Here is a 25,593-nt window from a genome sequence, read left to right as displayed (position 1 = left end):
GGAAAGTGGGAGCGCTCCCGCAATGACCAGCATCAAGGACGTGGCCCGCGACGTGGAGATGTCCACCGCGACGATCTCCCGCGCGCTGCGGGGACTCCAGGGCGTCTCCGCGGAGACGCGCGAGCGCGTGCTCGAGTCAGCGCACCGGCTGGGCTACGTGCCCTCACCGAGCGCTGCCGGGCTGGCCAGCGGGCAGACCCGCACGGTCGCCGTCATCGTCCCCCGGGTGACGCAGTGGTTCTTCGCCGCCATCGTGCAGGGCGCCGAGGAGGTGCTGCGCGAGCGCGGCTACGACCTGCTCCTCTACAACCTGGCGGGCGACGCCTCGGCGCGGCACCGGGTGTTCGAGACGAGCCTGCTCACCAAGCGCGTCGACGCCGTGCTGGTGCTCAGCCTCAAGCCCAGCGTCGACGAGCTCCAGCGGCTGTCGGTCCTGGGCCGACCGGTCACCATCATCGGGGCGGACATGCCCGGCTGGGCGACCGTGCGCATCGACGACCACGAGGCGGCGGCGACCGCGACCGGCCACCTGCTGGGCCTCGGGCACACCCGCATCGGCTACATCGGCGGCGCCACCGAGGGCGTGCTCGACTTCACCGCACCGTCGGCCCGGCTCACCGGCTACCGCTGCACCCTCGAGCGGGCGGGCGTCCAGCACGAGCCGGATCTGGAGGCCGACGGGGAGTTCACCGTCTCCGGGGGCCTGCGCGCCGGCCACGCGCTGCTCTCCCGGGCCGACCGACCCACCGCGATCTTCGCGGCGTCCGACGAGATGGCGATCGGAGCCCTGCGAGCGGCCCGCGAGCTCGGTCTCCGGGTGCCCGAGGACGTCTCGGTGATCGGCATCGACGACCACGAGATGGCCAGCTACTTCGACCTGACGACGGTCGCCCAGCCGGTGCACGAGCAGGGGCGGGTGGCCGCGACCCAGGTGCTGGCCGCCCTCACCGGCGGGGACTGGCGACCGGAGCAGGTCATCCTGCCGACCGAGCTGGTCGTCCGCGGCTCGACGGCGGCGATCGTGCCTAGACGCGCACGTAGGCGAGGTCGGTGATCCGGCGGTCGACCGCGAGACCCTTGCGCTCGAACTTCGTCAGCGGGCGCTCGTCCCACCGGTCCACGACGCCGCCCGCGAGCAGCGGCTCGGCGTCGAGCACCTCCACCATCTGCTCGGCGTAGTCGGCCCAGTCGGTCGCCAGGCGCCACTCGGCCCCCGGCGCCAACCGGCTGGCCGCCAGCCCGGCGAACCTCGGCGTGACCAGCCGGCGCTTGTGGTGCTTCGCCTTGTGCCACGGGTCCGGGAAGAAGATCCAGAGTCCGGCCAGGCTGTCGGGCTCGACGAGGTGCTCGATCGACCAGACGGCGTCCACGCTCAGCAGGCGCACGTTGGTCAGCCCCGCCTCCGCGATCCGGCCGAGCGTGTCGGCGACGCCCGGGCGCCAGACCTCGAACGCCACCACGTCGTGGTCCGGCCGTGCCGCGGCGAGGGCGACGGTGGACTCGCCGATCCCGGAGCCGATCTCCACGATCAGGGGCGCAACGCGACCGAACAGGCCCGCCAACGAGAAGCCCGGATCGTCGACGGCGTCGTCCGGCAGCCACCACTGCTCGGCGTACGCCGTCCACGCCGCCTGCTGGCGCGGGGTGAACCGGCTGCCCCGGCGCGAGTAGCTCAGGACCTCCCGCACCCGCCGACCGTCGTCGGTCAGCTTGTGGTGCGGGCGCGCCGGTCGGACGCGGTCGTCGTTCATGGGCATATCTTCCCAACATGATCGACCGCACCCGAATCGCGTCCCTGCGCGCCCAGGAGGAGGAACGCTTCGCCGTGGCGCACCCCCGCTCCGCCGAGCTCGCCGAGCAGGCGAGGGGCCCGCTGCTCGCCGGCGTGCCGATGCCGTGGATGACACGGTGGCCCGGCCGCTTCCCGCTCTTCTTCGACTCGGCGGCCGGCGCCCGGCTGGTGGACGTCGACGGGCTCGAGTACGTCGACCTCTGCCTGGGTGACACCGGCGCGATGACGGGGCACGCGCTTCCCCAGATCACCGAGGCCCTCACCGCCCGGGCGGCGCGCGGCATCACCACGATGCTGCCGTCCGCCGATGCGGTCTGGGTCGGCGAGGAGCTCGCCCGGCGCTTCGGGCTGCCGACCTGGCAGCTCGCCCTGTCGGCGACCGACGCCAACCGGTTCGTGCTGCGCTTCGCGCGCTACCTCACCGGGCGGCCGCGGATCGCGGTGATGGACTGGTGCTACCACGGCACCGTCGACGAGACCCTGGCCGTCCTCGACGGCGACCGCGTGGTCGCCCGGCCCGGCGCTCTGGGCCCGCAGGTCGACGTCGCCGAGACCACCGCCGTCGTGCCGTTCAACGACCTCGACGCCCTGGATCGCCGGCTCGCGGTGGGTGACGTCGCCTGCCTGCTCATGGAGCCGGCGCTCACCAACATCGGGATCGTGCTGCCCGAGCCCGGCTACCTCGAGGGCGTCCGGGAGATCACCCGTCGGCACGGCGTGCTGCTGGTCAACGACGAGACCCACACCCTCTGCGCCGGGCCGGGCGGCGCCACCGTCGCGTGGGGCCTGGACCCCGACATCGTCGTGGTGGGCAAGCCGATCGGCGGCGGCATCCCGTGCGCGGCGTACGGGCTCAGCGCGGAGGTGGCCGAGCGCCTCTCCGGGCCGATGCTGGGCCACGAGATCGACGTCGCGGGCGTGGGCGGCACGCTGACGGGCAACGCCCTCGCGCTTGCCGCGATCCGGGCCACCCTGTCGACCTGCCTGCGCGCGGAGGACTTCGCGGTCGCGGTGCCGCTCGCCGAACGCTTCGCGACCGGGGTGTCCGGGGTCATCGCCGAGCACGGGCTGCCGTGGCACGTGCAGCAGCTCGGGTGCCGGGCGGAGTACTGGTTCTGCCCGCCGCCGCGTGACGGCGCCGCGGCCGCCGCCGCGGTCGACGAGGAGCTCGAGGGGCTGCTGCACCTGTGGTGCCTCAACCGGGGCGTGCTGCTGACGCCCTTCCACAACATGGCGCTCTTCAGCCCGCACCACACGGCCGCCGACGTGGACCGCCACACCGAGGTCTTCGGCGAGGCGGTCGCCGCGCTCACATCAGGAACGTGAAGAGCGGGGAGCCCGGCGGCACCCGCTCGATGGTGACCGGGCTGCCCTCCATCCGGTCGAGCAGGCCGGGCAGGCCGGCGGCGGCGTCCAGCTCGATCCCGACCAGCGCCGGACCGGTCTCGCGGTTGTTCTTCTTGACATAGTCGAAGACCACGATGTCCTCGCCCTCGCCCAGCACCTCGTCGAGGAAGTGCCGCAGCGCGCCCGGCTCCTGCGGGAACGAGACCAGGAAGTAGTGCCGCAGGCCCTGGTGCACGAGGGATCGCTCGACGATCTCGCCGTACCGGCTGACGTCGTTGTTGCCCCCGGAGACGATGCAGGCGACCGCGGCGTCGGCCGGGAAGGTGCCCGCGAGCGCGCGCACGGCGGCGCTGGCCAGGGCCCCGGCCGGCTCGGCGATGATGCCCTCGACCTGGTAGAGGTCGAGCATCTCCGTGCACACCGCGCCGGCGCCGATCGTGACGACCTCGTCGACGAGGTCGCGCACGAGCGGGTAGGTGACGGCACCGACCCGGCCGACCGCCGCACCGTCGACGAACGTGTCGACCTCGGGCAGCAGCACCGGTCCACCGGCCGCGAGCGCCGCCGTCATGCTGGCGGCGCCCTCCGGCTCGACACCGACGATGCGCACGTGCGGGTGCCGCTCGCGCAGCCACACGGCCAGCCCGGCCACCAGCCCGCCGCCGCCGAGCGGGGCGATGACCGTGTGCAGCGCCTCCCCGGCCTGCTCGGCCAGCTCGACCGCGACCGTGCCCTGGCCGGCGATGGTCCGTGGGTCGTCGAACGGCGGGACGTACACGGCGCCGGTGCGTTCGGCGTCCGCGAGGGCGGCGGCCCCGGCGACGTCGTACGAGCTGCCCTCGACGATGAGCTCGACCTGCCCCTGGCCCAGCGCCAGGATGCGCTGACGCTTCTGCCGGGGCGTGTTGCCGGGCACGTAGACGCGTCCGTGGACGCCGAGCCGCGCGCAGCTCCAGGCCAGCCCCTGGCCGTGGTTGCCGGCGCTGGCGCAGACCACGCCACGTGCCCGCTCGGCGTCGGTGAGCCCGCTGATCAGGTGGTAGGCGCCGCGGACCTTGTAGGAGCGGGTCAGCTGCCGGTTCTCCCGCTTGAGCAGCACCGTGGCGCCCACGATCTCGGAGAGCCGGTCGCTGTGCTCGAGCTCGGTGCGGCGTACGACGGGGCGCAGCACCTCGGCCGCGGCCTCGACGGCGGCGGCGTCCAGTCGTCGTTCGAGCACGTAGGGACCCTACGGGCCCCGGGTCGTGGCGCGACGCGCGGTCCGCCGTGGGAGCACCGCGCCTGCCGCCAGGACAGACAGAAGGGCCCCGACAGCCGTGCGGCTGTCGGGGCCCTTCGTGTCAGTGCTGGATCACTTGGTGATCTTGGTGACCCGGCCGGCGCCGACGGTGCGGCCACCCTCCCGGATCGCGAAACGCAGGCCCTCGTCCATGGCGATGGGCTGGATCAGCTCAACGACCATCTCCGTGTTGTCGCCGGGCATGACCATCTCGGTGCCCTCGGGGAGGGTCACGACGCCGGTCACGTCCGTCGTACGGAAGTAGAACTGCGGGCGGTAGTTGTTGAAGAACGGCGTGTGACGGCCGCCCTCCTCCTTCGAGAGGATGTAGACCGAGGCCTCGAAGTTGGTGTGCGGGGTCGTGGTGCCCGGCTTGATGACGACCATGCCGCGCTCGATGTCCTCGCGCTTGGTGCCACGAAGCAGGAGACCGACGTTCTCGCCGGCCTGGCCCTCGTCGAGCAGCTTGCGGAACATCTCGACGCCGGTGACGGTCGACTTCTGGGCGACCTCGCGGATGCCGATGATCTCGACCTCCTCACCGACCTTGACGATGCCGCGCTCGATGCGACCGGTGATGACGGTGCCACGACCGGTGATCGTGAAGACGTCCTCGACGGGCATGAGGAACGGCTTGTCGGTCTCACGGGCCGGGGTCGGGATGGCCTCGTCGACCGCCGCCATCAGCTCGAGGATCGACTCGCCCCACTTGGCGTCGCCCTGCAGCGCCGGGAAGGCGGCCACGCGGACGACCGGGATGTCGTCGCCGTCGAACTCGTACTCGGAGAGGAGCTCGCGCACCTCCATCTCGACGAGCTCGATGAGCTCCTCGTCGTCGACCATGTCGCACTTGTTGAGCGCCACGACCAGGGCCGGCACGCCGACCTGGCGGGCGAGCAGCACGTGCTCACGCGTCTGCGGCATCGGGCCGTCGGTGGCGGCGACCACGAGGATCGCGCCGTCCATCTGGGCCGCGCCGGTGATCATGTTCTTGATGTAGTCAGCGTGACCCGGGCAGTCGACGTGGGCGTAGTGACGCGCCTCGGTCTGGTACTCGACGTGCGCGATCGAGATCGTGATGCCGCGCTGACGCTCCTCGGGAGCCTTGTCGATCTCGTCGAACGCCGAAGCGGCGTTGAGATCCGGGTACTTGTCATGCAGCACCTTGGTAATCGCCGCCGTCAGCGTCGTCTTACCGTGGTCGATGTGACCGATGGTGCCGATGTTGACGTGCGGCTTGGTCCGCTCGAACTTCGCCTTAGCCACTGGGGCTCCTCCTGTGTGGGTTGTTACTTGACTCGTACAAGGTGTTGCTGCCGAGGGTCCGGACGAGAGTTACTCGCCGCGAACCTTCTTGATGATCTCGTCGGCGATGTTCGTGGGAACCTCGGCGTACGAGTCGAACTCCATCGAGTACGAAGCCTGACCGGAGGTCTTGGACCTCAGGTCGCCAACGTACCCGAACATCTCTGAGAGCGGCACGAGGGCGTTGATGACCATGTCACCGTGACGCTCCTCCTGTGCCTGGATCTGGCCGCGCCGGCTGTTGATGTCACCGATGACGGTGCCGAGGAACGACTCGGGGGTCGTCACCTCCACCGCGAACATCGGCTCCAGCAGCACGGGCTTGGCCATGCGTGCGGCCTCCTTGAAGGCCTGGTTGCCGGCGATCTTGAACGCGAGCTCGGACGAGTCGACGTCGTGGTAGGCGCCGTCCTCCAGCGTGAACTTCACGTCCACCATCGGGTAGCCGGCGAGGACGCCGAACTCCATGGCGTCCTGACCACCCTGGTCGACCGACGGGATGTACTCGCGCGGGACGCGACCACCGGACACGGCGTTCACGAACTCGTAGCCGGCACCGGTCCCGGTCTCGGGGTCGATGTTGGGACCGAGCGAGACGACGACCTTCGCGAACTGACCCGAGCCACCGGTCTGCTTCTTGTGCGTGTAGCTGTGCTTGGTGACCTCCTTGCGGACGGTCTCGCGGTAGGCGACCTGCGGCTTGCCGACGGTGGCCTCCACGCGGAACTCGCGCTTCATCCGGTCGACCAGGATCTCCAGGTGCAGCTCGCCCATGCCGGCGATGATGGTCTGGCCCGTCTCCTCGTCGGCCTTGACCGTGAAGGTGGGGTCCTCGTCGGAGAGGCGCTGGATCGCGGTGCCCAGCTTCTCCTGGTCGCTCTTCGTCTTGGGCTCGATCGCGACCTCGATCACCGGGGCCGGGAACGTCATCGACTCGAGGATCACCTGGTGCTGCGGGTCGGACAGGGTGTGGCCGGTCTTGGTGTCCTTGAGACCCATCACCGCCACGATCTGGCCGGCGCCGACCGACGCGATCTCCTCACGCTTGTTGGCGTGCATCTGGTAGACCTTGCCGATCCGCTCCTTGCGGCCGTTGACCGAGTTGACCACGGTCGAGCCGGCCTCGAGCTTGCCCGAGTAGACCCGGACGTAGATCAGCTTGCCGAGGTGCGGGTCGGTCGCGATCTTGTAGGCCAGGCCGGAGAACGGCTCGTCGTCGGACGGGAGGCGCTTGATCTCCTCGTTCTCGTCCTTGACCGAGTGACCGATGATCGCGTCGATGTCGAGCGGCGACGGGAGGTACTTGACGACCGCGTCGAGCAGGGGCTGGACGCCCTTGTTCTTGAACGCCGTGCCGCACAGGACCGGGTTGAGCTTGTCGGCGAGGGTCGCGCGACGGATCGCGGCCTCGAGCTCCTCGACGGTGAAGTCACCCTCGTCGAGGAACTTCTCCATGATCTGGTCGTCGGCGTCCGACAGCGTCTCGAGCAGCTTCTCGCGGTACTCCGCGGCCTGCTCGGCCAGCTCGGCCGGGATCTCCTCGACGGCGTAATCCTCGCCGATCGTGGTCTCGCCGCGCCACACGAGGGCGCGCATGCCGACCAGGTCGATGACGCCGATGAAGTCGCCCTCGGCACCGATCGGCAGCTGCAGCACCAGCGGAGTCGAGTTGAGGCGCTCCACCATCATGTCGACGCAACGGAAGAAGTCGGCACCGGTGCGGTCCAGCTTGTTGACGAAGCACATCCGGGGCACGGAGTACTTGTTGGCCTGGCGCCACACGGTCATCGTCTGCGGCTCGACACCGGCAACGCCGTCGAACACCGCGACGGCGCCGTCGAGGACGCGCAGCGAGCGCTCGACCTCGGCGGTGAAGTCGACGTGCCCGGGGGTGTCGATGATGTTGATCTGGTGGTCCTTCCACCAGCAGGTCGTCGCGGCGGACGTGATCGTGATGCCGCGCTCCTGCTCCTGCTCCATCCAGTCCATCGTGGCCGCGCCCTCGTGGACCTCACCGATCTTGTAGGTGATGCCGGTGTAGAAGAGGATGCGCTCGGTGGTGGTGGTCTTGCCGGCGTCGATGTGCGCCATGATCCCGATGTTGCGGACCTTGTTGAGGTCGGTGGTGATGTCGACTGCCACGTTTGTCAGCGTCCCTTGAGAGAAGTTCGGAAATCCGGGGTGGAGCGCAGGCGAGCCATGCGGGTGAGCACAGCGTCGCCTGCGCCCGTGGTCACCAGCGGTAGTGCGCGAAGGCCTTGTTGGACTCGGCCATCTTGTGGGTGTCCTCACGCTTCTTCACAGCGGCACCGAGGCCGTTGGACGCGTCGAGGATCTCGTTCATGAGGCGCTCGTGCATGGTCTTCTCGCGACGGTCCGCCGCGTAGCCGACCAGCCAGCGCAGCGCGAGCGTGGTGCCGCGCGTGCCCTTGACCTCGATCGGGACCTGGTACGTCGCGCCACCGACGCGGCGGGACTTGACCTCGATGGTCGGCTTCACGTTGTCGAGCGCGCGCTTCAGCGTGAGGACCGGGTCGGTGCCGGTCTTCTCGCGGCAGCCCTCGAGCGCGGTGTAGACGATGCGCTGAGCAACCTGCTTCTTGCCGTCCTGGAGCACCTTCGACACGAGCTGGGAGACCAGCTGCGACCCGTAGACGGGGTCGATGTCGATAGGCCGCTTCGGAGCGGGACCCTTGCGCGGCATATCAGCTCTTCTCCTTCTTGGCGCCGTAGCGGCTGCGAGCCTGCTTACGGTTCTTGACGCCCTGGGTGTCGAGGGTGCCGCGGATGATCTTGTAGCGGACACCGGGAAGGTCCTTCACCCGGCCGCCGCGAACGAGCACGATGGAGTGCTCCTGAAGGTTGTGACCGACGCCCGGGATGTAAGCGGTGACCTCGACGCCACTCGACAGGCGCACGCGGGCGACCTTGCGGAGAGCGGAGTTCGGCTTCTTCGGGGTGGTGGTGTAGACGCGGGTGCAGACGCCACGGCGCTGCGGAGACCCCTTCAGGGCAGGCGTCTTGCTCTTCGACACCTTGTCCTGGCGGCCCTTGCGGACCAACTGATTAATGGTGGGCACCGGGTGGTTCCCCTTCTTGTCGACTCTCAGTACGCGCACTCTGCACGCACGGTGTTGGAGCTTCGTTCGGTGGCGCTGGGCAACTCGCTGCGCTAACCCCCGAGGTCGGGCGTGTCGCCCGAGTCGTTGTCTTCAGCGGGATCCGGAGAGGCTCACACTGAGGGGATTTACCGTGCCGGAGTCGGGGATCTCTGCCCCCGACGTGGTCCGGGCACGCGCATCAGCCTGGTTGTCCCAGACACGAGGAAAAAGATTACCCGTGCGCTCAACACCGGTCAAAACGCCGTCAGCCCACCACGGTCGGCCGACGGGGGTCGCGGAGCAGCGCTGCCGGGTAGCCAAACTGCCCCTCGCCGCTGCGCCCCCAGCAGACCAGGGCACCCGCGAGCGTCACCGCACACGTGTGAGCGTACCCGGAGGACACCTGCTTGAAGGTGAGCCTCCCCGCCACGACCGTCGGCCTGCGGCGCTGCGACGACGTACCGTCGCCGACCTCCCCGGCCTGGTTGCGGCCCCAGCACAGGACCACGGAGCGCGAGTCGAGCGAGCACGAGTGGGAGTCCCCCGTCGTGACCGCCAGCGTGGGCCGGCCGGCGCCTGCCACCGGCGTCGGGACCGCGGCGCCCGCCGTGGCGCCCGTGCCGAGGCGGCCGAAGCTGCCGGTCCCCCAGCACCGCGTGGCGGCGGCGACGACGGCGCACGCGTGGTCGGCACCGACGTCGAGCTGCGTGGCCGTCACGCCCAGCAGCAACGGGGTGGGCGACTTGTCCCGCTCGGCGTACGTCTCGCCGGTCCCGAGCTGGCCGTCGGCGCTGTTCTCCCCCCAGCACCAGGTGCCCCCGATGTCGATCCCACAGGTGAAGTAGCTGCCCGCCTCGACCGACGACCAGGTGCCGGCGCCCCCGCCCACCTGGGCCGGCAGGTGCGGGTTGGCGCCGTCACCGGTGACCGCGCCGTCACCGAGCTCACCGAAGTCGTCGTCCCCCCAGCACCAGGCGGTGCGATCGGTCCTGATGCCGCAGGTGTGGCTCAGCCCGACGCTCACGTGGCGCCAGGTCGTCCCGGGCGCCACCCGCACCGGGACCTTCCGGGTGGTCGTGGTGCCGTCGCCGACCTGCCCCTCGGCGTTGTAGCCCCAGCACCAGAGCGACTTGTCGAGCCTGATCCCGCAGGTGGACAGGCTGCCGGCGGCGATCTGTCGCCACTCGCCGGGCAGCTGACGCGGAGAGCGGATGAAGGCGCCCACCGGCCCTCCCCCGACCACGCCGTTGAGGTTGTCGCCCCAGCACCACGCCGTGTGCGGCCGCCGGATCCCGCAGGTGTAGGAGCGGCCGGCCGAGACCGACGTCCACGCCTGGCGCACGAGGACGGCGCGCCGGGCCCTGCCGGCGGCGGTCCTGACCACCACCCACCGGGTGCCGGCCACCGCGGCGGGAGCCGTGAACGTGATGCGCCCGGCGCGCACCCGGAGCCCCGTGACCGGCTTGCCACCGAGCCGGACCGAGCGCACCTTGGCGAAGCCGCGGCCGCGCAGCTCGACGACCATGCCGCCGGCGGCTCCCACCACCGACGGGGTCACCGCCGTGATCGCGGGCTTCCTGGGCTTCGGCCTCGCGTCCGCGGCGCCGGCGGCTCCGCCGAGGACGAGCGCGGAGACCAGGGCGAGGGTGAGCAGGGACCGAGCACGCATGAGCGGGCCTCTCGACGGGGACGTCGATCACCGTAGGGCGAGCGCGGCGTCCTCGGTAACCGCCCGTTCGGGCTGTTGCCCCGGACGCATGCGGTCGTAGACGGCGAGCGCGACGGCGACGCCGACCAGGGTCAGCACGCCCCCGATCACCAGGGTGTAGCGAGCGCCGAGGTGCTGCCCGATCCAGCCGATGATCGGCGACCCGATCGGCGTACCGCCCATCACGATGGTCATGTAGAGCGCCATCACCCGGCCGCGGATCGCCGCCGGCGTCTCGAGCTGGATGGTGGCGTTGGCCGAGTTCAGCAGCGTCAGCGTGCAGAACCCGATGACCGGGCAGAAGAGCACGAACGCGACGTACGTCGGGAGCAGGCCCGCGACGATCTCGGCCAGGCCGAAGCAGACGGCCGCGATGACCAGCAGCCGCAGGCGCACCCGGACCCGGCGGGCGGCCATCAGGGCACCCGTCAGGGAGCCGACCGCCATGACGGAGCCCAGGACGCCGTACTCGGTGGCGCCCTGGTGGAACACCTCGGTCGCCATCAGCGCGGAGGTGATCTGGAAGTTCATGCCGAAGGTGCCCGCGAAGAACACCATGATCAGGATCAGGACCAGCTTGGGCTGGCTGCGGACGTAGCGGACCCCCTCGACCAGGGCGCCGGGAGTGCGGCCGCGGAGCTCGGGAGTGTGGAGCAGGGACAGGTTCATCCGCTGGAGCTGCCAGATCACCGCGGCGTACGACGCGGCGTTGATCAGGATCACCCAGCCGGTCGCGGTGGCACCCCCACCGAGCGCCGCGATCATCAGGCCGGCGACGCCCGGCCCGAGGATGCGAGCGGCGTTGAACGCCGCCGAGTTCAGGCCGACCGCGTTGGTCAGGTCGTCCTGGCCGACCATCTCGGAGACGAACGCCTGACGGGCGGGCCCGTCGAAGGCCGCGCCGATGCCGAAGAGGAAGGCGATCAGGTAGACGTGCCAGGTCTGCGCGACGCCGAGGACGGCGATGACGCCGAGGACCAGCGAGGCCAGCGCCATCGTGGCCTGGGTGACCTGGAGCAGCCGGCGCTTCGGGAAGCGGTCGGCGATCACGCCGGCGTACGGCGAGAGCAGCAGGATCGGGAGGAACTGCAGGCCGGTGGTGATGCCGAGCTCGGTGCCGCTGTTGCCCGGCAGGTGCAGGACCAGCCAGTCCTGCGCGACCCGCTGCATCCAGGTGCCGGTGTTCGACACCACACTGCCGGCCAGGTACAGGCGGTAGTTGGGGTTGCGGAGGGCGCGGAACGTGGGGCTCATACGGTGTCGGGGTCAGTCCTTCTGGGCTAGTCGGTCGAGGATCGGGGCGGCCTGGCGGAGCACGGCGCGCTCCTGGGGAGTCAGCTCGCGCAGCCGCTGGGCGAGCCAGGCGTCGCGCCGGGCGCGGTCGGCCAGCACGCGCTGGCGGCCCTGCTCGGAGAGCTCGACGACGACCTGGCGGCCGTCAGTCGCGTGCGGGCGCTTGGCGACGTCGCCGCTCTCCAAGAGGCAGTTGACCGTGCGGGTCATCGACGGCGGCTGCACCTTCTCCGCGGCCGCGAGCTCGCCGACGGTCAACGCACCGCGGCGGGCCAGGACGCCGAGCACGCCCATCTGGTTGAGGCTCAGCTCGTTGTCGGGGTGCCGCTCGACGGCCAGGCGACGGCGCAGGCGCATCACGCCGAGGCGCAGCTCGGCGGCGAGCCCGGCATCGGTGCGGGCGACCTTCTCAACGGTGGGCATATCGTTAGCATAAGTCATTACCTCTGCTAACTATTCCTCGGGTCGAAATGCCCAGTCGGCGCCAGCTATCGACCCGCAGGTCGAAACTGGCGCCGACTCGGGGTGAGGTGGCGACCGGCTCGGCGGCTAGCTGAGCCAGTGCGTGATCGGGTTGATCGCGAAGTAGACGATGAACAGTGCGGCGACGACCCACAGCAGCGGGTGGACGTCCGCGACCTTGCCGCGGACCACCTTGATCAGCACGTAGACCAGGAAGCCGGCGCCGATGCCGACCGAGATGGAGTACGTGAACGGCATCAGCACGATCGTCAGGAACGCCGGGATGGCGATCTCGACGTCGTCCCAGTCGATGCCCTTGACCTGCTGCATCATCAGGAAGCCGACCAGGACCAGCGCCGGGACAGCGGCCTCGGACGGGATGATCGCGACGACGGGCGCGATGAAGATCGCCAGCAGGAAGAGCAGACCGGTCACGACGGACGCCAGTCCGGTGCGGGCGCCCTCGCCGACGCCGGAGGCGGACTCGATGTACGACGTGTTGGAGGAGACTCCCGCGGCACCACCCGCGGCCGCGGCGAGCGAGTCGACGACCAGGATGCGGCGGGTGTTGGGCGGCGTACCGTCCTCCTGCAGCAGCCCGGCCTCGGCGCCGATGGCGGTCATCGTGCCCATGGTGTCGAAGAAGTCCGCCAGCATCAGCGTGAAGATGAGCAGCAGCGTCGTGACGACGCCGATCTGGTCCCACGACCCGAGCAGGTTGAACTCGCCGAGCGTGTCGAAGTGCGGGGTGTCGAAGAGCTTGTCGGGGATCGCGGGCACGTTGAGCGCCCAGCCCTTCGGGTTGTCGACGCTGGAGCCGAGGTCGCCGATCGACTCGACGATGATCGCGACGACGGTCGTGACCACGATCGAGATCAGGATCGCGCCCTTGACGTGGCGCACCCACAGCGCGATCAGGAGCAGCAGGCCGAACACGAAGACCAGCACCGGCCAGCCGGCCAGCTGCCCGGTCTGACCGAGCTGGACCGGGACCGTCGTGCCGCCCGCGTCCGGGATCCGGCGTACGAAGCCTGCGTCGACGAAGCCGATCAGGGCGATGAAGAGACCGATGCCGACGGAGATGGCCACCTTCAGCTGGGCGGGTACGGCGTGGAAGACCGCCTCCCGGAAGCCGGTCAGGACCAGGACCAGGATGACGATGCCCTCGATCACCACCAGGCCCATCGCGTCGGCCCAGGTCATCTGGTTGGCCACCGAGTAGGCGACGAACGCGTTCAGGCCGAGCCCGGCGGCCAGGGCCAGCGGGTAGTTGGCGACGACGCCCATCAGGATCGTGAGGACGCCGGCCACCAGCGCCGTGCCGGCCGCGATCGCGACGAAGCCGTCGGCGCCGCCGAGGTGCTTGCCGTCGACGTCGACGGCTCCCGACAGGATGATCGGGTTGAGCACGATGATGTAGGCCATCGTGAAGAAGGTGACGAGGCCGCCGCGGACCTCGCGGCCCACCGTCGATCCGCGCTCGGTGATCTTGAAGTAGCGGTCGAGGCCGCCCGAGGTCTGGTTGTTCACGGCGTACACCATTCCAGACCCGCCGCGGCAACGAGTAGCGTGGCTCCCGTGGAGTACGACGAGGGCCAGCCGCTGCAGCACGAGATCGGCAACCGCACGTACTTCGTGGCCGATGTCGAGCCCCTCGACGTCGACGGGGTACGCACCGTCGAGGTGGGGTCGGCGATCTGGTTCCTCGCGTTCCTCGGGCTGCTGCCGTTCTACGGCCGCCTCGAGGACTCGGGTCGGTTGTGGTGGCTGTGGACCTGCATGGCCGGCTTCGGCCTGGGCCTGATCGGTCTCGAGTACTGCCGTCGCCGGCGGCGTGCGCGCACCGAGCTGGCCGCCGAGCTGGAGGGCTACGCCCCCGAGGCCTAGAGGATCTCGACCTCGTCGACGGTCAGGGTGTCGAAGACCGGGACCGGCGGGGGCGGCGGCTCGTGCTTCTTCGCCAGGCGCACCTCGGAGTGCGCTCCGCAGCCGTGGTCGAACGAGACGATCCGGCCGTCGTCGTTGGCGTCGCCGTTGGCGCACACTCCGAAGAGCTCCGAGAGCGGTCCGGCGATGCGGACCAGGAAGCCGCAGGACGTGCACTGGTCGGGAGCCGAGCGCGCGATCGGGGACTCGGGGCCGCCGTCGCCGTCGTACCACCGCTGGGCGGCGAGCTCGCGGCCCTCGGGGGCGAGCGTGCGGACCCGGCCGAGGCCGAGGTCCTGGGCGACCGCGCGGATCTGCGCCTTGTCGTCGGTGTGGAGCGGGTCGTCGCCGAAGGAGTACGTCGGGACGAGCCGCGGGTCGTCGTCGTCGACGGGCAGCAGGTCGCCGGGCGAGAGGTCGCCGGGCTTGATCCGCTCGCGGTAGGGCACCCACTCGGGGGCGACGATCGCGCCGTCGCCGGGCACGAGCACGATCTCGTCGACCGTGACGTCCTTCGTGCGGCTGGCGCGGGCGACGGTCACCGACCACTGCCAGCCGACGTAGCCGGCGCGGAGGCAGGCGAAGAGATGGGTGACGACCCGCTCGCCCTCGACCACGTGGCCGAGGTGGTCACCGACGTCACCGGCGCCGACCTCCTCGACGAGGGCAGCGCGGGCCAGATCGACCGCCGCCACGCTGGCGGAGTCGGACTTGGGGCGCGCGATCGTCATCACAGGTGAAATCATGACGCATCGGGCCCGGGGATGTCAGGTCGGGGCCGGGTCGACCGGGCAGGATGGGGTCATGAGCACGCCGCCCTCGGACTCGTCGACCGATGAGCAGCGCTGGCGCGACCCGCACCCGCAGGGCGATCCCGGCGCCGAGCGGACCGCTCCGCGTCCCGCGGCGAAGGTGGCCCGCGGCCTGGGCGCCACGGCTCGCGGTGCCGGCCGAGCCGGCCGCTTCACGGTGCGCCAGGCGCGACGGGCGGCCGAGGCCCAGGGCGCCGGCGAGTCGGGCCTGTCGCGGCTGATCCAGATGCACTTCTTCAACACCGCCGGCGACGCGGCGGTGGCGATCTCGCTGGCCGGCACCCTCTTCTTCACGGTGCCCTCGGGCGAGGCGCGCGGCCAGGTGGCGCTCTTCCTGGGGCTCACGATGCTGCCGTTCGCGATCGTGGCTCCGCTCATCGGACCGTTCCTCGACCGCTTCGCCCACGGACGCCGCTGGGCGATCGGGGCGACGATGGCGATCCGGGCCTTCCTGGTGTGGGTGCTCGCGGGGGCCGTCGTCACCGACTCCCCCTGGCTCTTCCCGGCCGCGCTCGGCGTACTCGTCGCGTCCAAGGCGTACGGCGTCACGCGGGCCGCCGCCGTACCCCGGCTGCTCCCCCGCGACTTCACGCTGGTCAAGGCCAACGGTCGGGTGTCGATGTCCGGCATCGTCGGCGTCGCGGTGTCGGCGCCGCTCGCCGGAGTCGCGTCGCTGGCGGGGCCGGAGTGGGTGCTGCGCTACGCGTTCCTGCTCTTCGTCGCCGCGACCATCGCCGCGGTCCGGCTGCCTGCGCGCGTCGACTCCAGCGAGGGCGAGGGCGACCTGCTGCTGCGGGGCCAGGACGAGGGCCGGGCCCGCAAGGGCAGCGTGCGGATCCCGCCGGCCGTCGCGTACGCCCTGCGCGCCAACTGCGGTCCGCGCTGGCTGTCGGGCTTCCTGATCATGTTCATGGCCTTCCAGCTGCGCGAGAACCCGATCGGTGACTGGTCGCCGGAGGTGCTGACTGCGATCGTGGTCGGCGCCGCGGCGACCGGCAACTTCCTCGGGGTGATCGCCGCGTCGATGCTCAAGAGGATCAACCCGTCGGTCACCGTGTCGGCCGTCCTGGTCGCGGACGTCGCGGTCGTCACCTTCGGCCTGGCGTTCTACGGCGTCCTCGCGCTGGCGCTGCTCGGCCTGGTGGCCGGGCTCGGTCAGGCGTTGGCGAAGTTCTCCCTCGACGCGACCATCCAGCGCGACGTGCCCCACCGGGTGCAGGCCAGCGCCTTCGCCCGCAGCGACACGACGCTGCAGCTGGCGTGGGTGATCGGCGGGTTCATCGGGATCGTGATGCCGATCGACCCGCCGCGCCTGGGGCTCGGCGTCGCCACCGCGGTGCTCGTGGCGTGGGCGGGGTTCGTGCTGGTCCGGCGTACGAGCCGGGCCTAGGCCTCGAGCTCGTCGGCGACGGCGCGCAGCAGGCTGGCGACCGGCTTGGCGGCCTTGCCGTCGGGACGACGACCGTGACGGTAGGCCTCGCCGACGCCGTCGAGCAGCCGGATCAGGTCCTCGACGATGGTGGCCATCTCGTCGGGCTTCTTGCGCTTGGCGTCGCGCTGGTTGCGCGAGACCGATGCCGGGCGGTCGAGGATCTTGACCTGGAGCGCCTGGTCGCCCTTGCGGCCCTGGGCGATCCCGAACTCGACGCGGGTGCCGGCCTTGAGCGACTCGGTGCCCTCGGGCAGCGCCTCGGCGCGCACGTGGACGTCGGGACCGTCCTCCTGGGACAGGAAGCCGAATCCCTTGTCGCTGTCGAACCACTTCACCTTGCCAGTGGGCACGGGTCTGACCTCTTCTTGCTTGCGGGGCTGCTCGGTCCGGCTGTGCCGGACGGCACAGCCTATAGCGACTCGTTCATCGATCCCGAACGGAATCCGCGGGCATCGACGACGGCCGCGTCGAAGCCGGACGCGCGTACGGCGTCGAGCAGGTCGGCCTCGAGCGCCCGGTCGAGCGGGAGCAGGGCCGCGTCGATCTCGACCGAGGCCCCCTGGCCCAGGTCGCGGACCCGGAGATGGACCAGGCCGGCATCGGCGAGGACCGACCGGGCGGCGACCTCTGCCCGCTCGACCCGGCCGAGCCGGGTGGGGGTGACCTCGACGCCGTACGCGATGCGCGAGGAGAGGCAGGCGGCCGCGGGCTTGTCCCAGGTCGGGAGCCCCCAGCGGTGCGAGGCGGCCCGGATCTGGTCCTTGGTGAGGCCGGCGTCGCGCAGCGGGGCGATCGCGCCGCGCTCGCTGGCCGCGCGGATGCCGGGGCGGAAGCCGGCCACGGCGTCGTCGGCGTTGGTGCCGGTCGCGACGTGGGCGAACCCGCCGTCGGTCGCGATCGGGACGAGGACGTCGAGCAGCTCGGCCTTGCAGAAGTAGCACCGGTCGGCGCCGTTGGCGCGATAGCCCTCGCGCTCCATCTCGTGGGTCTCGGGGGTGAGCACGGCGACCCCGAGGCCCTGCGCGAACTCGCGCGCGGGGTCGCGCTCGGCCATCGGCAGCGAGTCGGAGTAGCCGGTGGCAGCGGCGACCTTGTCGGGTCCGAGCGCCCGGACCGCGGCCGCGAGCAGGAAGGCGCTGTCGGCGCCCCCGCTGTAGGCGACGAGCACCGAGCCGCGCGCCCGCAGGTCGGCCTCGAGGGCGGCGAGACGTACGTCGAGCAGGTGGTCGTCGAGCCACGCCGGGAAGTCGCTCAGGCTGTCGAGGATGACGTGGGTGCCGGCGGCCTCCAGCTCCTCGCGGCTGCAGCCGCCGGTGAGCACCGAGACGCTGACGGCACCGGCGGCGAGCGCTCCCTCGACGTCGTGCACGTGGTCGCCGACGTAGATCGAGGCACCCTCGCGCCGCAGCGCGTCAGCCTTGCCGACGCCCCACACCCAGCCCTCGAGGTGGTCGACGTCGAAGGCCAGGTGGTCGAGGTGGAGCTGCGCGTTGGCGGGGAACTTGCCGGTGACGACCACGACCCGGCCGGCGTGCCGGCGTACGGCGGCGATGGCGTCGTGCGCACCGGCGAAGGCCGGCGTGCCCACGATCGCGTGGTCGGGGTAGAGCGCCCGGAAGAGGTCACCGGCGTGCGGGATCGCGTCCGCCGCGAGGTAGGGCTCGAGCAGCAGGTCGAGGGGCGGGCCGAGCTTGGCCGTCATCTCCTCGACGGGGAACTCGACACCGAGCTCGGCGCCGAGCGCCCCCAGCACGTCGCGGAAGCCGGGCGCGGTGTCGATCAGGGTCATGTCGAGGTCGAACCCGACGACCAGCTGATCCACCATGTGCCCAGCCTAGGAGGTCGGCGCGAGCGGGGGGTGGTGGGGCTGATCGCGTCGAGACACCCCAGGTGGCTGCGTCCGGGTCGAGGTCGCAGCCGTTCCGGGTGTCTCGACGGTGCCGACGTCAGCCGAGCCCGAGCGTCTTCGCCGTCTCCTCGCGCATCTGCACCTTGCGGATCTTGCCGGTGACGGTCATCGGGAACTCCTCGACGACCAGGACGTAGCGCGGGATCTTGTAGTGCGAGAGCCGGCCGTCGGCGTACGCGCGAACGGCGGCGGCATCGAGAGGCAGAGCACCGGAGCGCATCTTGATCCAGGCGCAGAGCTCCTCGCCGTACTTCTCGTCGGGGACCCCGATCACCTGGACGTCCTCGATGTCGGGGTGCTCGTAGAGGAACTCCTCGATCTCGCGGGGGTAGATGTTCTCGCCGCCGCGGATGACCATGTCCTTGATCCGCCCGACGATGTTGCAGTAGCCGTCCTCGCGCATCACGGCGAGGTCGCCGGTGTGCATCCAGCCGTCCGCGTCGATCGCCTCGGCGGTCTTGTCGGGGTCCTCCCAGTAGCCGAGCATCACCGAGTAGCCCCGGGTGCACAGCTCGCCCGGCTCGCCGCGCTCGACGCTGCGCCCGCTCACCGGGTCGACGACCTTGACCTCGACGTGCGGGTGGACCTGGCCGATGGTGGACGTACGACGCTCGAGGTCGTCGTCGACGCGGGTCTGGCAGGACACCGGGCTGGTCTCGGTCATGCCGTACGCGATCGACACCTCGGCCATGTGCATGTCGTTGATGCAGCGCCTCATCACCTCGACCGGGCAGATCGAGCCGGCCATGATCCCGGTGCGCAGGCTGGACAGGTCGTGCTCGGCGAAGGTGGGGTGGTGCTGCATCGCGATGAACATCGTCGGCACGCCGTACACGGCCGTGCAGCGCTCCTCGGCGACGGCGCGCAGCGTGATCTCGGGGTCGAAGCCGGGCGCCGGGATGACCATCGTGGTGCCGTGGGCGGTGCAGCCGAGGTTGGCCATCACCATCCCGAAGCAGTGGTAGAAGGGCACCGGGATGCACAGCCGGTCCTCCTCGGTGAGGGTGATCAGCTCGGTGACGAGGTAGCCGTTGTTGAGGATGTTGCGGTGGCTCAGCGTCGCGCCCTTGGGCCGACCGGTCGTGCCCGACGTGTACTGGATGTTGATCGGGTCCTCCGGCGCCAGCGTCGCCATCCGCTCGGCGAGCGCGCCGTCGGGCAGCTGCTCGCCGCTCGCGACCAGGTCGGCCCAGTCGTCGGTGTCGAGGTAGACCGCACGCTCGAGCAGGGGGCACTCCGCGGCGGTGGCCTCGATCATCTGCCGGTACTCACTGGTCTTGAACCGGGTCGCCGCCACGATCAGCCGCATCCCCGACTGGTTGACCGCGTAGGCCAGCTCGTGGGTGCGGTACGCCGGGTTGACGTTGACCAGCACCAGGCCGGCCTTGGCGGCGGCGTACTGGGTGAGCGTCCACTCGGCGCAGTTGGGCGCCCAGATGCCCACGCGGTCGCCCTTGACGAGACCCGCGGCGAGGAGGCCGCGCGCGACGGCGTCGACGTCGCGGTCGAGCTCGCCCCAGGTCCAGCGTCGGCCGGTGGCGAACTCGACGAGCGCCTCCCGGTCGCGGTGCGCGGCGACCGTGCGCTCGAGGTTGGCGCCGATGGTCTCCTCGAGCAGGCTCGGCTCGGTCACGCCCTTCGCGTAGGACTCCATGCCCGCGAACCTACGCCCGTCGACGTTGGCTCCACGTTGCGCGCGGGAACCCGGCGAGGATCTCGACCCGCTCGTCAGCCACCGACGGTGCGGAGCACCTGGTACTGGACGCCGTTCGCGTACGTCGTCGACTCGACGAGCTCGAGCCGCACCTTGTCCACGGCGTCGTCGGGGAAAGGGCCGCGACCGCTGCCGAGGATGACCGGGAAGACCATCAGCCGCATCTCGTCGACCAGCCCGGCCTTGAGCAGACCCTGGGTGAGCAGCATGCTGCCCTGCACGTAGATGGGGCCGCCGTCGCCCTGCTTCAGCCCGGCGACGTCGTCGAAGGAGATGACGGTCGTGTTCTCCCACTGCGGGTCGGTGACGGTGCTGGAGACGACGTACTTGGGCATCGCGTTCCACTTCGCGAAGTAGTCCATCGTCGGCCAGACCTGGGAGAAGGCCTCGTAGGAGCGACCGCCCATGAGGAAGGCCCCGGCCTCCTCCTGCTCGCCGCCCTTGCGCTCGTACTGCGCCGGGTCGGGCTCCACGTCCATCGTCCAGCCGGTGTGGCGGTAGCCCTCCTCACCACCGGGGGCCTCGGCGACGCCGTCGAGCGAGACGAAGTGGGTGGTGATCAGCGACCGCATCAGCTGCGCCCCTCGGCCAGGCCGGTGAGCGCCTCGAGCGCCTTGGGAGTGTCGCCGGTGACCATCGGCCCGACGTCGTCGGCGCCCGGCCCCTCGACGGTCGTGCGCACGAGCACCTCGGCGCCCCCAGCGGTCGGGCTCACCTGGTGGTCGATGCGGATCACCAGCTCGCCGATGGCGAGACGGTCCAGGAAGCGCGCGCCGGGCTCGACGATCTCGAGGACGAACGGCGCCTCGACGCCGCCGGCGAGGGACATCACGCCCGCGGCACCCTCGGCGAAGTGGCCCTCGAGAGCAACCCGCTCGACGGCCGGGTCCCAGGCGTGCCAGCTGCCGACGTCGCTCCAGAGGGCCCACACCTCGGCAGGGCTGGCGGTGGTGGACACGGTCCGCTCGTACTCGAAGGTCATGCGCGCCATCTAACTACCTCTAGCCCTCGCGTACGACGGTCATCTCCCGATCGCCGAAGCGGACGTGGTCGCCGTGGACCAACGTCGCCGCCTTGCCTGCGGGCAGCCCGCGCGGGACGCCCTGGCGGACCAGGAAGGATCCGTTGGTCGACCCGCGGTCCATCACCACGAGGGCGCCGTCGGTGGCGATCTGGAACTGGGCGTGCGTCTTGGACAGCGACATGTCGCTCGAGGTCAGCTCCACCAGGTGGCGGACCGGCTCTCCGTTGCGGGCCTCGGGCCGACGACCGACCAGGGCGAGGCCCTCGACGAGGAACGACTCCCCGGTGTCGAAGCTGACGCGCCACTGGGACGGCGTGACGCGAGCCGCGTGCGCTCCGCCGGCCCGACGTGCGGGCGGAGCCTCGTCGGGCCGCGGCTCGGGCACCAACGGGTAGCCCAGCTGCTTGCGGGGCGTCGCCGGTGGCGCGTCCGCGGCAGGCACCGGGACCGGCGCCGGCGCTGCGGCCGACACCGGCGCGGGCGTCCGCTCGGGTGGAGCGGTCGCAGGTGCGGATGCGGCGGCGGTCGCGGAGGCGGCCGCAGGTACGGCGACCGTCGCCGGTGCGGCGGCGGTCGCCGTCGCGATCGCGGGCGGTCCCACCGGCGGGGGTGAGGAGGGGCGGCGGGCTCGGGCCGGGGCCTTCGCGGGCGCCGGCGCCGGGATCAGCCGGAGCGCGGTCAGGTTGACCACGTGGCGGGGGCCCTCGTCGGGCTCGGGCAGCTCCTCCGGCACCGGGCGCACGTCGACCACGACCGAGTGCGCGACGTGGTCGTGCCAGCCACGGCGGCGCGCACCCGGATCCATCACCGCGGTCCAGGCCAGGGTGGCCACGCCGAGCCCGAGCGTCGGCAGCGCGGCGATCCCGAGGATGAGCTGGCGCCGCAGCGCCAGGCCGACCCCGATCGGCGTACCGCTGCCCTCGCGCACGACGCGGATCGTGCCGACCGCCATGCCCGGTGACGAGCCGGTCAGTCCCAGCACGACGGCGAACACGGCAGCGACCACCACCACGACGCCGGCGATCGCGGCGAGCCCGGCTGCCAGGTGACCGGGCTCGATCAGGACCTGCACGAGCACGACGGCCGCGGCGGCGTCGATGCTCCACGCGATCGCGCGGTCGATGGCGAAGGCGTAGAAGCGTCGGTCGAGGTCGGCGACCGGCGTGAGCGGGGCGATCGGGCGGCTCACGCGTCGACGACCTCGATCGTCACGCCGTCACCGAGGTCGACCACCGCTCCGGGGACGAGTTGGACGGTGACTCCGGGGCGCAGGTCCTCCGGGGGCAGTCCGGGCTGCACGATCACCGAGCCGTTGGTCGAGCCGAGGTCGGTGACGACCGCGCTGCCGTGGTCGGCCCCGGACCCCGGGCGCACCTCGAGGTGGGTCGAGGACACCTCCTGGTGCGGGCTCGGGACGGTGACGAGCCGTGGCTCGCCGTCGGTGACGATCCGGCTCGCCTCGGGCGCGCGGCCCAGAAGGACGGAGCGGTCGACGGCGACGGTCTCGCCGCCGGGCAGCAGCAGGCGTGCCACCGGCCGCACGGTCACGGGCGGGGCGGGCGGCTGCCCGGGGATGCCGGGCGGCGGTGGTCCCAGGAGCGGCACCGGCTCGGTCTGGGGTCCGCGGGTGAGTCCGTCGTGGTCGGGCACGTCGTCGGGCGCATGGTCGGGCACGTCGCCGACCGCGCGTGGGTCCTGCTCGGCCGGGCGTGCGTGCTCGTCGACCGCAGGCGGGTGCTCGGCGCAGGCGAGCCGCACGAGGCCTCCGTCGAGGACGCCGTCGACGGAGTCCTCGGCCGTGTCGTCGTCCACCTCGATCCGCACCCGGGTCACCCCTGCCACGCTGCGCTCGACCCAGGTGGTCGCGTCGTCGCCCTCGACGTGGACGACCTCGTCGCCGGCGGCCAGGTGCACCCGGGCGGCCCCGCGGATCACGACCTTCGTCTCGTCACCCTCCTCGCTGACCAGCACGAAGCCCGGCAGCTCGCGCAGGCCCGCCGAGATCAGCGCGTCGAGCGTCTCGTCGAAGCCGGCGCCGTCATCGACCAGCTCCCACAGCGCAGCGACCCTCGCCTTCTCCGACGGCGGCAACACGACGGTCGCGCGCGGGCCGAAGATGCCGAACCAGCCGCCGCTGCGGAAGGACCAGGCGAGTCCGGGGTCGGGCGTCATCGCCGTGCCTCCTGTGCCCGGCCGGGTAGCGTGGGAGGGATGTCCACGACGGCGTACCGCACGCTCGCCGACCAGCTCCGTGCCTGGCCGGTCGAACGGCTGACCCGTCTCCTCCACGAACGCCCCGATCTCGCCACTCCTGCCCCTCACGACTCCGGCCAGCTCGCATCGCGGGCGGCCACCCGCTCTTCTGTGCTGCGCGCGCTCGACCGGCTGAACCGGTGCGAGCTCTGTGTCCTTGATGCCCTGGTCGTCGTGGGCCAAACCAGCCCCGACGACCTGGTGGACGTGGTGCACGGTGAGGCGGCGGCGGTGCGTGCGGCGTTGGAGCGGCTGCTGGACCTGGCTCTCGTGTGGGAGAGCCCTCTCGGACTGCGCGCGCTGAGCCCCGTCGCCGAGGCGCTCACTCCCGGCACCCCCGGCGTGAGCGGCCTGCGACCGATCTCGCCCGAGCCGCTGTCGCGCGCCGAGATCGAGACGCGGCTGGCGGCTCTCTCCCCGGCGGCCCGGGCCCTGCTCGAGCACGTCCTCGACTCCGGCGGCGCGGCCACGCCGGGCGCGGCGCGGCAGACGGTGCTGCCCGAGGAGGCGAGAACCCCCGCCGAGGAGCTGCTGGCCCGCCGGCTGCTGGTGCCCCGGACCGGCGGCGCCGTGATGCTCCCGGGCGAGGTCGGCATAGCCCTGCGCGGCGGCCACACCACGACGTACGCCGTGGACGTGCCGCCCGAGCTGGTGACCTCCGAGCGGGCCCAGGCGATCGTCGACCGGGCTGCTGCGGGCGCCGCCTTCGAGGCCGTACGGCGGGTCGAGCTGATGCTCGACGGGTGGAGCCTGCACCCGCCGTCGGCCCTGCGCAGCGGCGGGCTCGGGGTCCGCGACCTCCGCGCCCTCACGGCGGAGCTGCACGTCGACGAGGCGACCGCGGCGCTGCTGGTCGAGGTGGCCTCGGCCGCCGGGCTCCTGTCGACCGCCGCCGCTCCCGACGGCAGCCCGCGCTGGATCCCCACCGACGCCTTCGACGCCTGGACCGCCCGCCCGACCGCCGAGCGCTGGCTGACGCTGGTGGGCGCGTGGCTCGAGAGCCCGCGCCTGCCGGGGCTCGTCGGCTCCCGGGACCCGGCCGGCAAGACGTGGAACGCCCTCGCGCCGGAGCTCTCCGGTCTCCACCAGGTCGAGACCCGGATGCTGACCCTGGGCGTGATGGACGAGCTCGCCCCGGGGACCGTGCTCGCCACCGGCACCGGCGTCCCGTCGCTGCGGCAGCGGGTCGAGTGGCTGCGCCCGCGGCGGCCGCGCACCCGGGCCGACCAGGTGGTGTGGGCGGTCGACGAGGCCACGGCGCTGGGCCTCGCGGCCCTCGGCGGTCTGGCGTCGTACGCCCGGCTGCTGCTGGCCGGTGACCACCGGTCGGCGGTCGGTGGGGTCACCGAGCTGCTCCCCGAGCCGGTCGACCACGTGCTGCTCCAGGCCGACCTCACCGCCGTCGCGCCCGGACCGCTGGAGTCGCAGCTGGCCCGCCGGCTGCAGCTGGTGGCCGACGTGGAGTCGCGCGGAGGCGCGACCGTCTACCGCTTCACGCCGGCGTCGGTGCGCCGGGCCCTCGACATGGGCTGGTCCGCGGGCGAGGTGCACGAGTTCGTGGCGTCGGTCTCGCGGACGCCGGTCCCGCAGCCGCTGACCTACCTGGTGGACGACACCGCGCGCACCTTCGGCTCGGTGCGGGTCGGGCACGCGGAGGCGTTCCTGCGCGCCGACGACGAGGCGGCCCTCGCGGAGCTGCTCCACCACCCGAAGGCGGCCACGCTGGGCCTGCGCCGCCTCGCGCCCACGATCGTGATCAGCACGACCCCGATCGACGTGCTGCTCCCCCGCCTGCGCGAGCTCGGGGTCTCCCCCGTCGTCGAGTCCCCGGACGGCACCGTGCACGTCGCCCGGCCCGACGTGCTCCGGGCACGCACGCCCAAGGAGCACCGCGGGCGCGCGCAGCGCTCCGTGCGCGAGTCCGCGCACACGAGCCAGGTCGTCAGCGCGATCCGGGCCGGCGACCGGGTCGAGTCCACGCGGCCGGCCACCCCGACCGGCCGGCTCAGCCCGACCGGGTCGATGGCGGCGCTGCGCGAGGCGATCGAGGCCGAGGAGACCGTGGTGATCGGGTACGTCGACAACCAGGGCGTCAGCTCGGACCGGGTGGTCGACCCGGTGTCGCTCGACGGCGGCAGCCTGACGGCCCACGACCACCGCAGCGACGACGTACGCACCTTCGCGGTGCACCGGATCACCACGGTCCGGCCGCTACCCGACGCTCCGTAAGATTGAA

At 71.8% G+C, this 25,593-nt stretch carries 23 protein-coding genes; 5 read left to right on the top strand and 18 right to left on the bottom strand.

All coding sequences use genetic code 11. From position 1 onward, the window contains the following. Positions 1-22 precede the first annotated feature (22 nt). Positions 23-1,054 (top strand): LacI family DNA-binding transcriptional regulator, encoded by a 1,032-nt coding sequence (locus tag N542_RS0115945; RefSeq protein ID WP_028644784.1) that lies wholly within the window; start codon positions 23-25, stop codon positions 1,052-1,054. Here the strand turns inward: N542_RS0115945 and trmB are convergent. Then, positions 1,026-1,751 (bottom strand): tRNA (guanosine(46)-N7)-methyltransferase TrmB, encoded by a 726-nt coding sequence (gene trmB, locus N542_RS0115940; protein WP_231482698.1) that lies wholly within the window; start codon positions 1,749-1,751, stop codon positions 1,026-1,028. The two genes, N542_RS0115945 and trmB, sit on opposite strands and share 29 nt — an antisense overlap. 17 nt (positions 1,752-1,768) lie before the next feature. Here trmB and N542_RS0115935 point away from each other — a divergent pair, with 17 nt between their 5' ends. Then, the gene (locus tag N542_RS0115935; RefSeq protein ID WP_028644782.1) at positions 1,769-3,118 is read left to right on the top strand and encodes an aspartate aminotransferase family protein; all 1,350 of its coding nucleotides are present in this window, start codon (positions 1,769-1,771) and stop codon (positions 3,116-3,118) included. Here the strand turns inward: N542_RS0115935 and ilvA are convergent. The 9 genes from ilvA to N542_RS0115890 all read right to left on the bottom strand — a co-directional run bounded on the left by ilvA (position 3,102) and on the right by N542_RS0115890 (position 13,829). After that, positions 3,102-4,358 (bottom strand): threonine ammonia-lyase IlvA, encoded by a 1,257-nt coding sequence (ilvA, locus tag N542_RS0115930; protein WP_197025988.1) that lies wholly within the window; start codon positions 4,356-4,358, stop codon positions 3,102-3,104. The genes N542_RS0115935 and ilvA overlap by 17 nt on opposite strands. A gap of 132 nt (positions 4,359-4,490) precedes the next feature. Continuing rightward, on the bottom strand, positions 4,491-5,684 hold the full coding sequence (gene tuf / locus N542_RS0115925) for an elongation factor Tu (protein ID WP_028644780.1): 1,194 nt from the start codon (positions 5,682-5,684) through the stop codon (positions 4,491-4,493). Positions 5,685-5,753: 69 nt separating this feature from the next. Continuing rightward, positions 5,754-7,865 carry an elongation factor G gene (gene fusA, locus N542_RS0115920; protein WP_028644779.1) on the bottom strand — a complete coding sequence of 704 codons (2,112 nt, stop codon included), beginning with the start codon at positions 7,863-7,865 and terminating at the stop codon, positions 5,754-5,756. A 91-nt stretch (positions 7,866-7,956) separates the two neighbouring features. Continuing rightward, complete coding sequence (gene rpsG / locus N542_RS0115915; protein WP_028644778.1) at positions 7,957-8,427, bottom strand: 30S ribosomal protein S7; 471 nt, start codon at positions 8,425-8,427, stop codon at positions 7,957-7,959. Position 8,428: 1 nt separating this feature from the next. Beyond that, entirely contained in the window at positions 8,429-8,803 is a 375-nt protein-coding gene (gene rpsL, locus N542_RS0115910) for a 30S ribosomal protein S12 (RefSeq protein WP_028644777.1), read from the bottom strand. A 286-nt stretch (positions 8,804-9,089) separates the two neighbouring features. Beyond that, positions 9,090-10,493 carry an IPT/TIG domain-containing protein gene (locus N542_RS25175; RefSeq protein WP_051551890.1) on the bottom strand — a complete coding sequence of 468 codons (1,404 nt, stop codon included), beginning with the start codon at positions 10,491-10,493 and terminating at the stop codon, positions 9,090-9,092. A gap of 27 nt (positions 10,494-10,520) precedes the next feature. Continuing rightward, entirely contained in the window at positions 10,521-11,786 is a 1,266-nt protein-coding gene (locus tag N542_RS25170) for an MFS transporter (RefSeq protein ID WP_051551889.1), read from the bottom strand. A 12-nt stretch (positions 11,787-11,798) separates the two neighbouring features. Next, on the bottom strand, positions 11,799-12,248 hold the full coding sequence (locus N542_RS0115895) for a MarR family winged helix-turn-helix transcriptional regulator (protein ID WP_036508179.1): 450 nt from the start codon (positions 12,246-12,248) through the stop codon (positions 11,799-11,801). 126 nt (positions 12,249-12,374) lie between these two features. Then, positions 12,375-13,829, bottom strand: a complete 1,455-nt coding sequence (locus tag N542_RS0115890) for an NCS2 family permease (protein ID WP_051551887.1) — start codon at positions 13,827-13,829, stop codon at positions 12,375-12,377. 36 nt (positions 13,830-13,865) lie between these two features. Between N542_RS0115890 and N542_RS0115885 the strand changes: the two genes are divergently transcribed. Next, positions 13,866-14,174, top strand: coding sequence for a DUF2530 domain-containing protein (locus N542_RS0115885; protein WP_231482697.1), 309 nt, complete (start codon positions 13,866-13,868; stop codon positions 14,172-14,174). Here N542_RS0115885 and N542_RS25165 read toward each other — a convergent pair. Beyond that, positions 14,171-14,944: a DUF3027 domain-containing protein gene (locus tag N542_RS25165; RefSeq protein WP_036508176.1), complete on the bottom strand. Its 774-nt coding sequence runs from the start codon at positions 14,942-14,944 to the stop codon at positions 14,171-14,173. The two genes, N542_RS0115885 and N542_RS25165, sit on opposite strands and share 4 nt — an antisense overlap. 73 nt (positions 14,945-15,017) lie before the next feature. On the opposite strand from N542_RS25165, the gene N542_RS25160 reads away from it, so the two are divergent. Beyond that, a complete protein-coding gene (locus tag N542_RS25160; RefSeq protein WP_036508173.1) occupies positions 15,018-16,415 on the top strand; it encodes an MFS transporter in 1,398 nt (465 codons plus the stop codon). Here N542_RS25160 and N542_RS0115870 read toward each other — a convergent pair. The 7 genes from N542_RS0115870 to N542_RS0115840 form a co-directional block, all read right to left on the bottom strand. Continuing rightward, positions 16,412-16,807, bottom strand: a complete 396-nt coding sequence (locus N542_RS0115870; RefSeq protein WP_028644773.1) for a cold-shock protein — start codon at positions 16,805-16,807, stop codon at positions 16,412-16,414. The two genes, N542_RS25160 and N542_RS0115870, sit on opposite strands and share 4 nt — an antisense overlap. Before the next feature lie 59 nt (positions 16,808-16,866). Then, positions 16,867-18,282 carry an HAD family hydrolase gene (locus N542_RS0115865; protein ID WP_197025987.1) on the bottom strand — a complete coding sequence of 472 codons (1,416 nt, stop codon included), beginning with the start codon at positions 18,280-18,282 and terminating at the stop codon, positions 16,867-16,869. A gap of 121 nt (positions 18,283-18,403) precedes the next feature. After that, a complete protein-coding gene (locus tag N542_RS0115860) occupies positions 18,404-20,020 on the bottom strand; it encodes an AMP-binding protein (protein WP_028644771.1) in 1,617 nt (538 codons plus the stop codon). A gap of 74 nt (positions 20,021-20,094) precedes the next feature. Further along, on the bottom strand, positions 20,095-20,652 hold the full coding sequence (locus N542_RS0115855) for a dihydrofolate reductase family protein (RefSeq protein WP_028644770.1): 558 nt from the start codon (positions 20,650-20,652) through the stop codon (positions 20,095-20,097). Continuing rightward, positions 20,652-21,062, bottom strand: a complete 411-nt coding sequence (locus N542_RS0115850) for an SRPBCC family protein (protein ID WP_036508380.1) — start codon at positions 21,060-21,062, stop codon at positions 20,652-20,654. The genes N542_RS0115855 and N542_RS0115850 overlap by 1 nt, the downstream gene beginning before the upstream one ends. Before the next feature lie 19 nt (positions 21,063-21,081). Beyond that, complete coding sequence (locus tag N542_RS0115845; RefSeq protein ID WP_028644768.1) at positions 21,082-22,293, bottom strand: RDD family protein; 1,212 nt, start codon at positions 22,291-22,293, stop codon at positions 21,082-21,084. After that, on the bottom strand, positions 22,290-23,276 hold the full coding sequence (locus tag N542_RS0115840; RefSeq protein ID WP_028644767.1) for an FHA domain-containing protein: 987 nt from the start codon (positions 23,274-23,276) through the stop codon (positions 22,290-22,292). The genes N542_RS0115845 and N542_RS0115840 overlap by 4 nt, the downstream gene beginning before the upstream one ends. A gap of 39 nt (positions 23,277-23,315) precedes the next feature. On the opposite strand from N542_RS0115840, the gene N542_RS0115835 reads away from it, so the two are divergent. Next, on the top strand, positions 23,316-25,586 hold the full coding sequence (locus tag N542_RS0115835; RefSeq protein WP_028644766.1) for a helicase C-terminal domain-containing protein: 2,271 nt from the start codon (positions 23,316-23,318) through the stop codon (positions 25,584-25,586). Positions 25,587-25,593: the final 7 nt, after the last annotated feature.

The organism is Nocardioides sp. URHA0020, assembly GCF_000620705.1.
Classification (GTDB): Bacteria; Actinomycetota; Actinomycetes; order Propionibacteriales; family Nocardioidaceae; genus Nocardioides.
The sequence above is the reverse complement of the archived record's forward strand: the minus strand, read 5'-3'. Positions and strand labels throughout refer to the sequence as shown.

Excerpts from the sequence above, each read along its gene's own strand:
- N542_RS0115855 (WP_028644770.1), bottom strand. The coding sequence starts at position 20,652 with ATGCGGTCGCTGATCACCACCCACTTCGTCTCGCTCGACGGCGTCGCC.
- N542_RS25175 (WP_051551890.1), bottom strand. The coding sequence starts at position 10,493 with ATGCGTGCTCGGTCCCTGCTCACCCTCGCCCTGGTCTCCGCGCTCGTC.
- N542_RS0115890 (WP_051551887.1), bottom strand. The coding sequence starts at position 13,829 with ATGGTGTACGCCGTGAACAACCAGACCTCGGGCGGCCTCGACCGCTAC.
- N542_RS0115895 (WP_036508179.1), bottom strand. The coding sequence starts at position 12,248 with ATGCCCACCGTTGAGAAGGTCGCCCGCACCGATGCCGGGCTCGCCGCC.
- N542_RS25160 (WP_036508173.1), top strand. The coding sequence starts at position 15,018 with ATGAGCACGCCGCCCTCGGACTCGTCGACCGATGAGCAGCGCTGGCGC.
- N542_RS0115860 (WP_028644771.1), bottom strand. The coding sequence starts at position 20,020 with ATGGAGTCCTACGCGAAGGGCGTGACCGAGCCGAGCCTGCTCGAGGAG.
- N542_RS25165 (WP_036508176.1), bottom strand. The coding sequence starts at position 14,944 with ATGACGATCGCGCGCCCCAAGTCCGACTCCGCCAGCGTGGCGGCGGTC.
- N542_RS0115865 (WP_197025987.1), bottom strand. The coding sequence starts at position 18,282 with ATGGTGGATCAGCTGGTCGTCGGGTTCGACCTCGACATGACCCTGATC.
- rpsG (WP_028644778.1), bottom strand. The coding sequence starts at position 8,427 with ATGCCGCGCAAGGGTCCCGCTCCGAAGCGGCCTATCGACATCGACCCC.
- trmB (WP_231482698.1), bottom strand. The coding sequence starts at position 1,751 with ATGAACGACGACCGCGTCCGACCGGCGCGCCCGCACCACAAGCTGACC.
- N542_RS0115840 (WP_028644767.1), bottom strand. The coding sequence starts at position 23,276 with ATGACGCCCGACCCCGGACTCGCCTGGTCCTTCCGCAGCGGCGGCTGG.
- N542_RS0115850 (WP_036508380.1), bottom strand. The coding sequence starts at position 21,062 with ATGACCTTCGAGTACGAGCGGACCGTGTCCACCACCGCCAGCCCTGCC.
- N542_RS0115945 (WP_028644784.1), top strand. The coding sequence starts at position 23 with ATGACCAGCATCAAGGACGTGGCCCGCGACGTGGAGATGTCCACCGCG.
- N542_RS25170 (WP_051551889.1), bottom strand. The coding sequence starts at position 11,786 with ATGAGCCCCACGTTCCGCGCCCTCCGCAACCCCAACTACCGCCTGTAC.
- N542_RS0115835 (WP_028644766.1), top strand. The coding sequence starts at position 23,316 with ATGTCCACGACGGCGTACCGCACGCTCGCCGACCAGCTCCGTGCCTGG.
- N542_RS0115935 (WP_028644782.1), top strand. The coding sequence starts at position 1,769 with ATGATCGACCGCACCCGAATCGCGTCCCTGCGCGCCCAGGAGGAGGAA.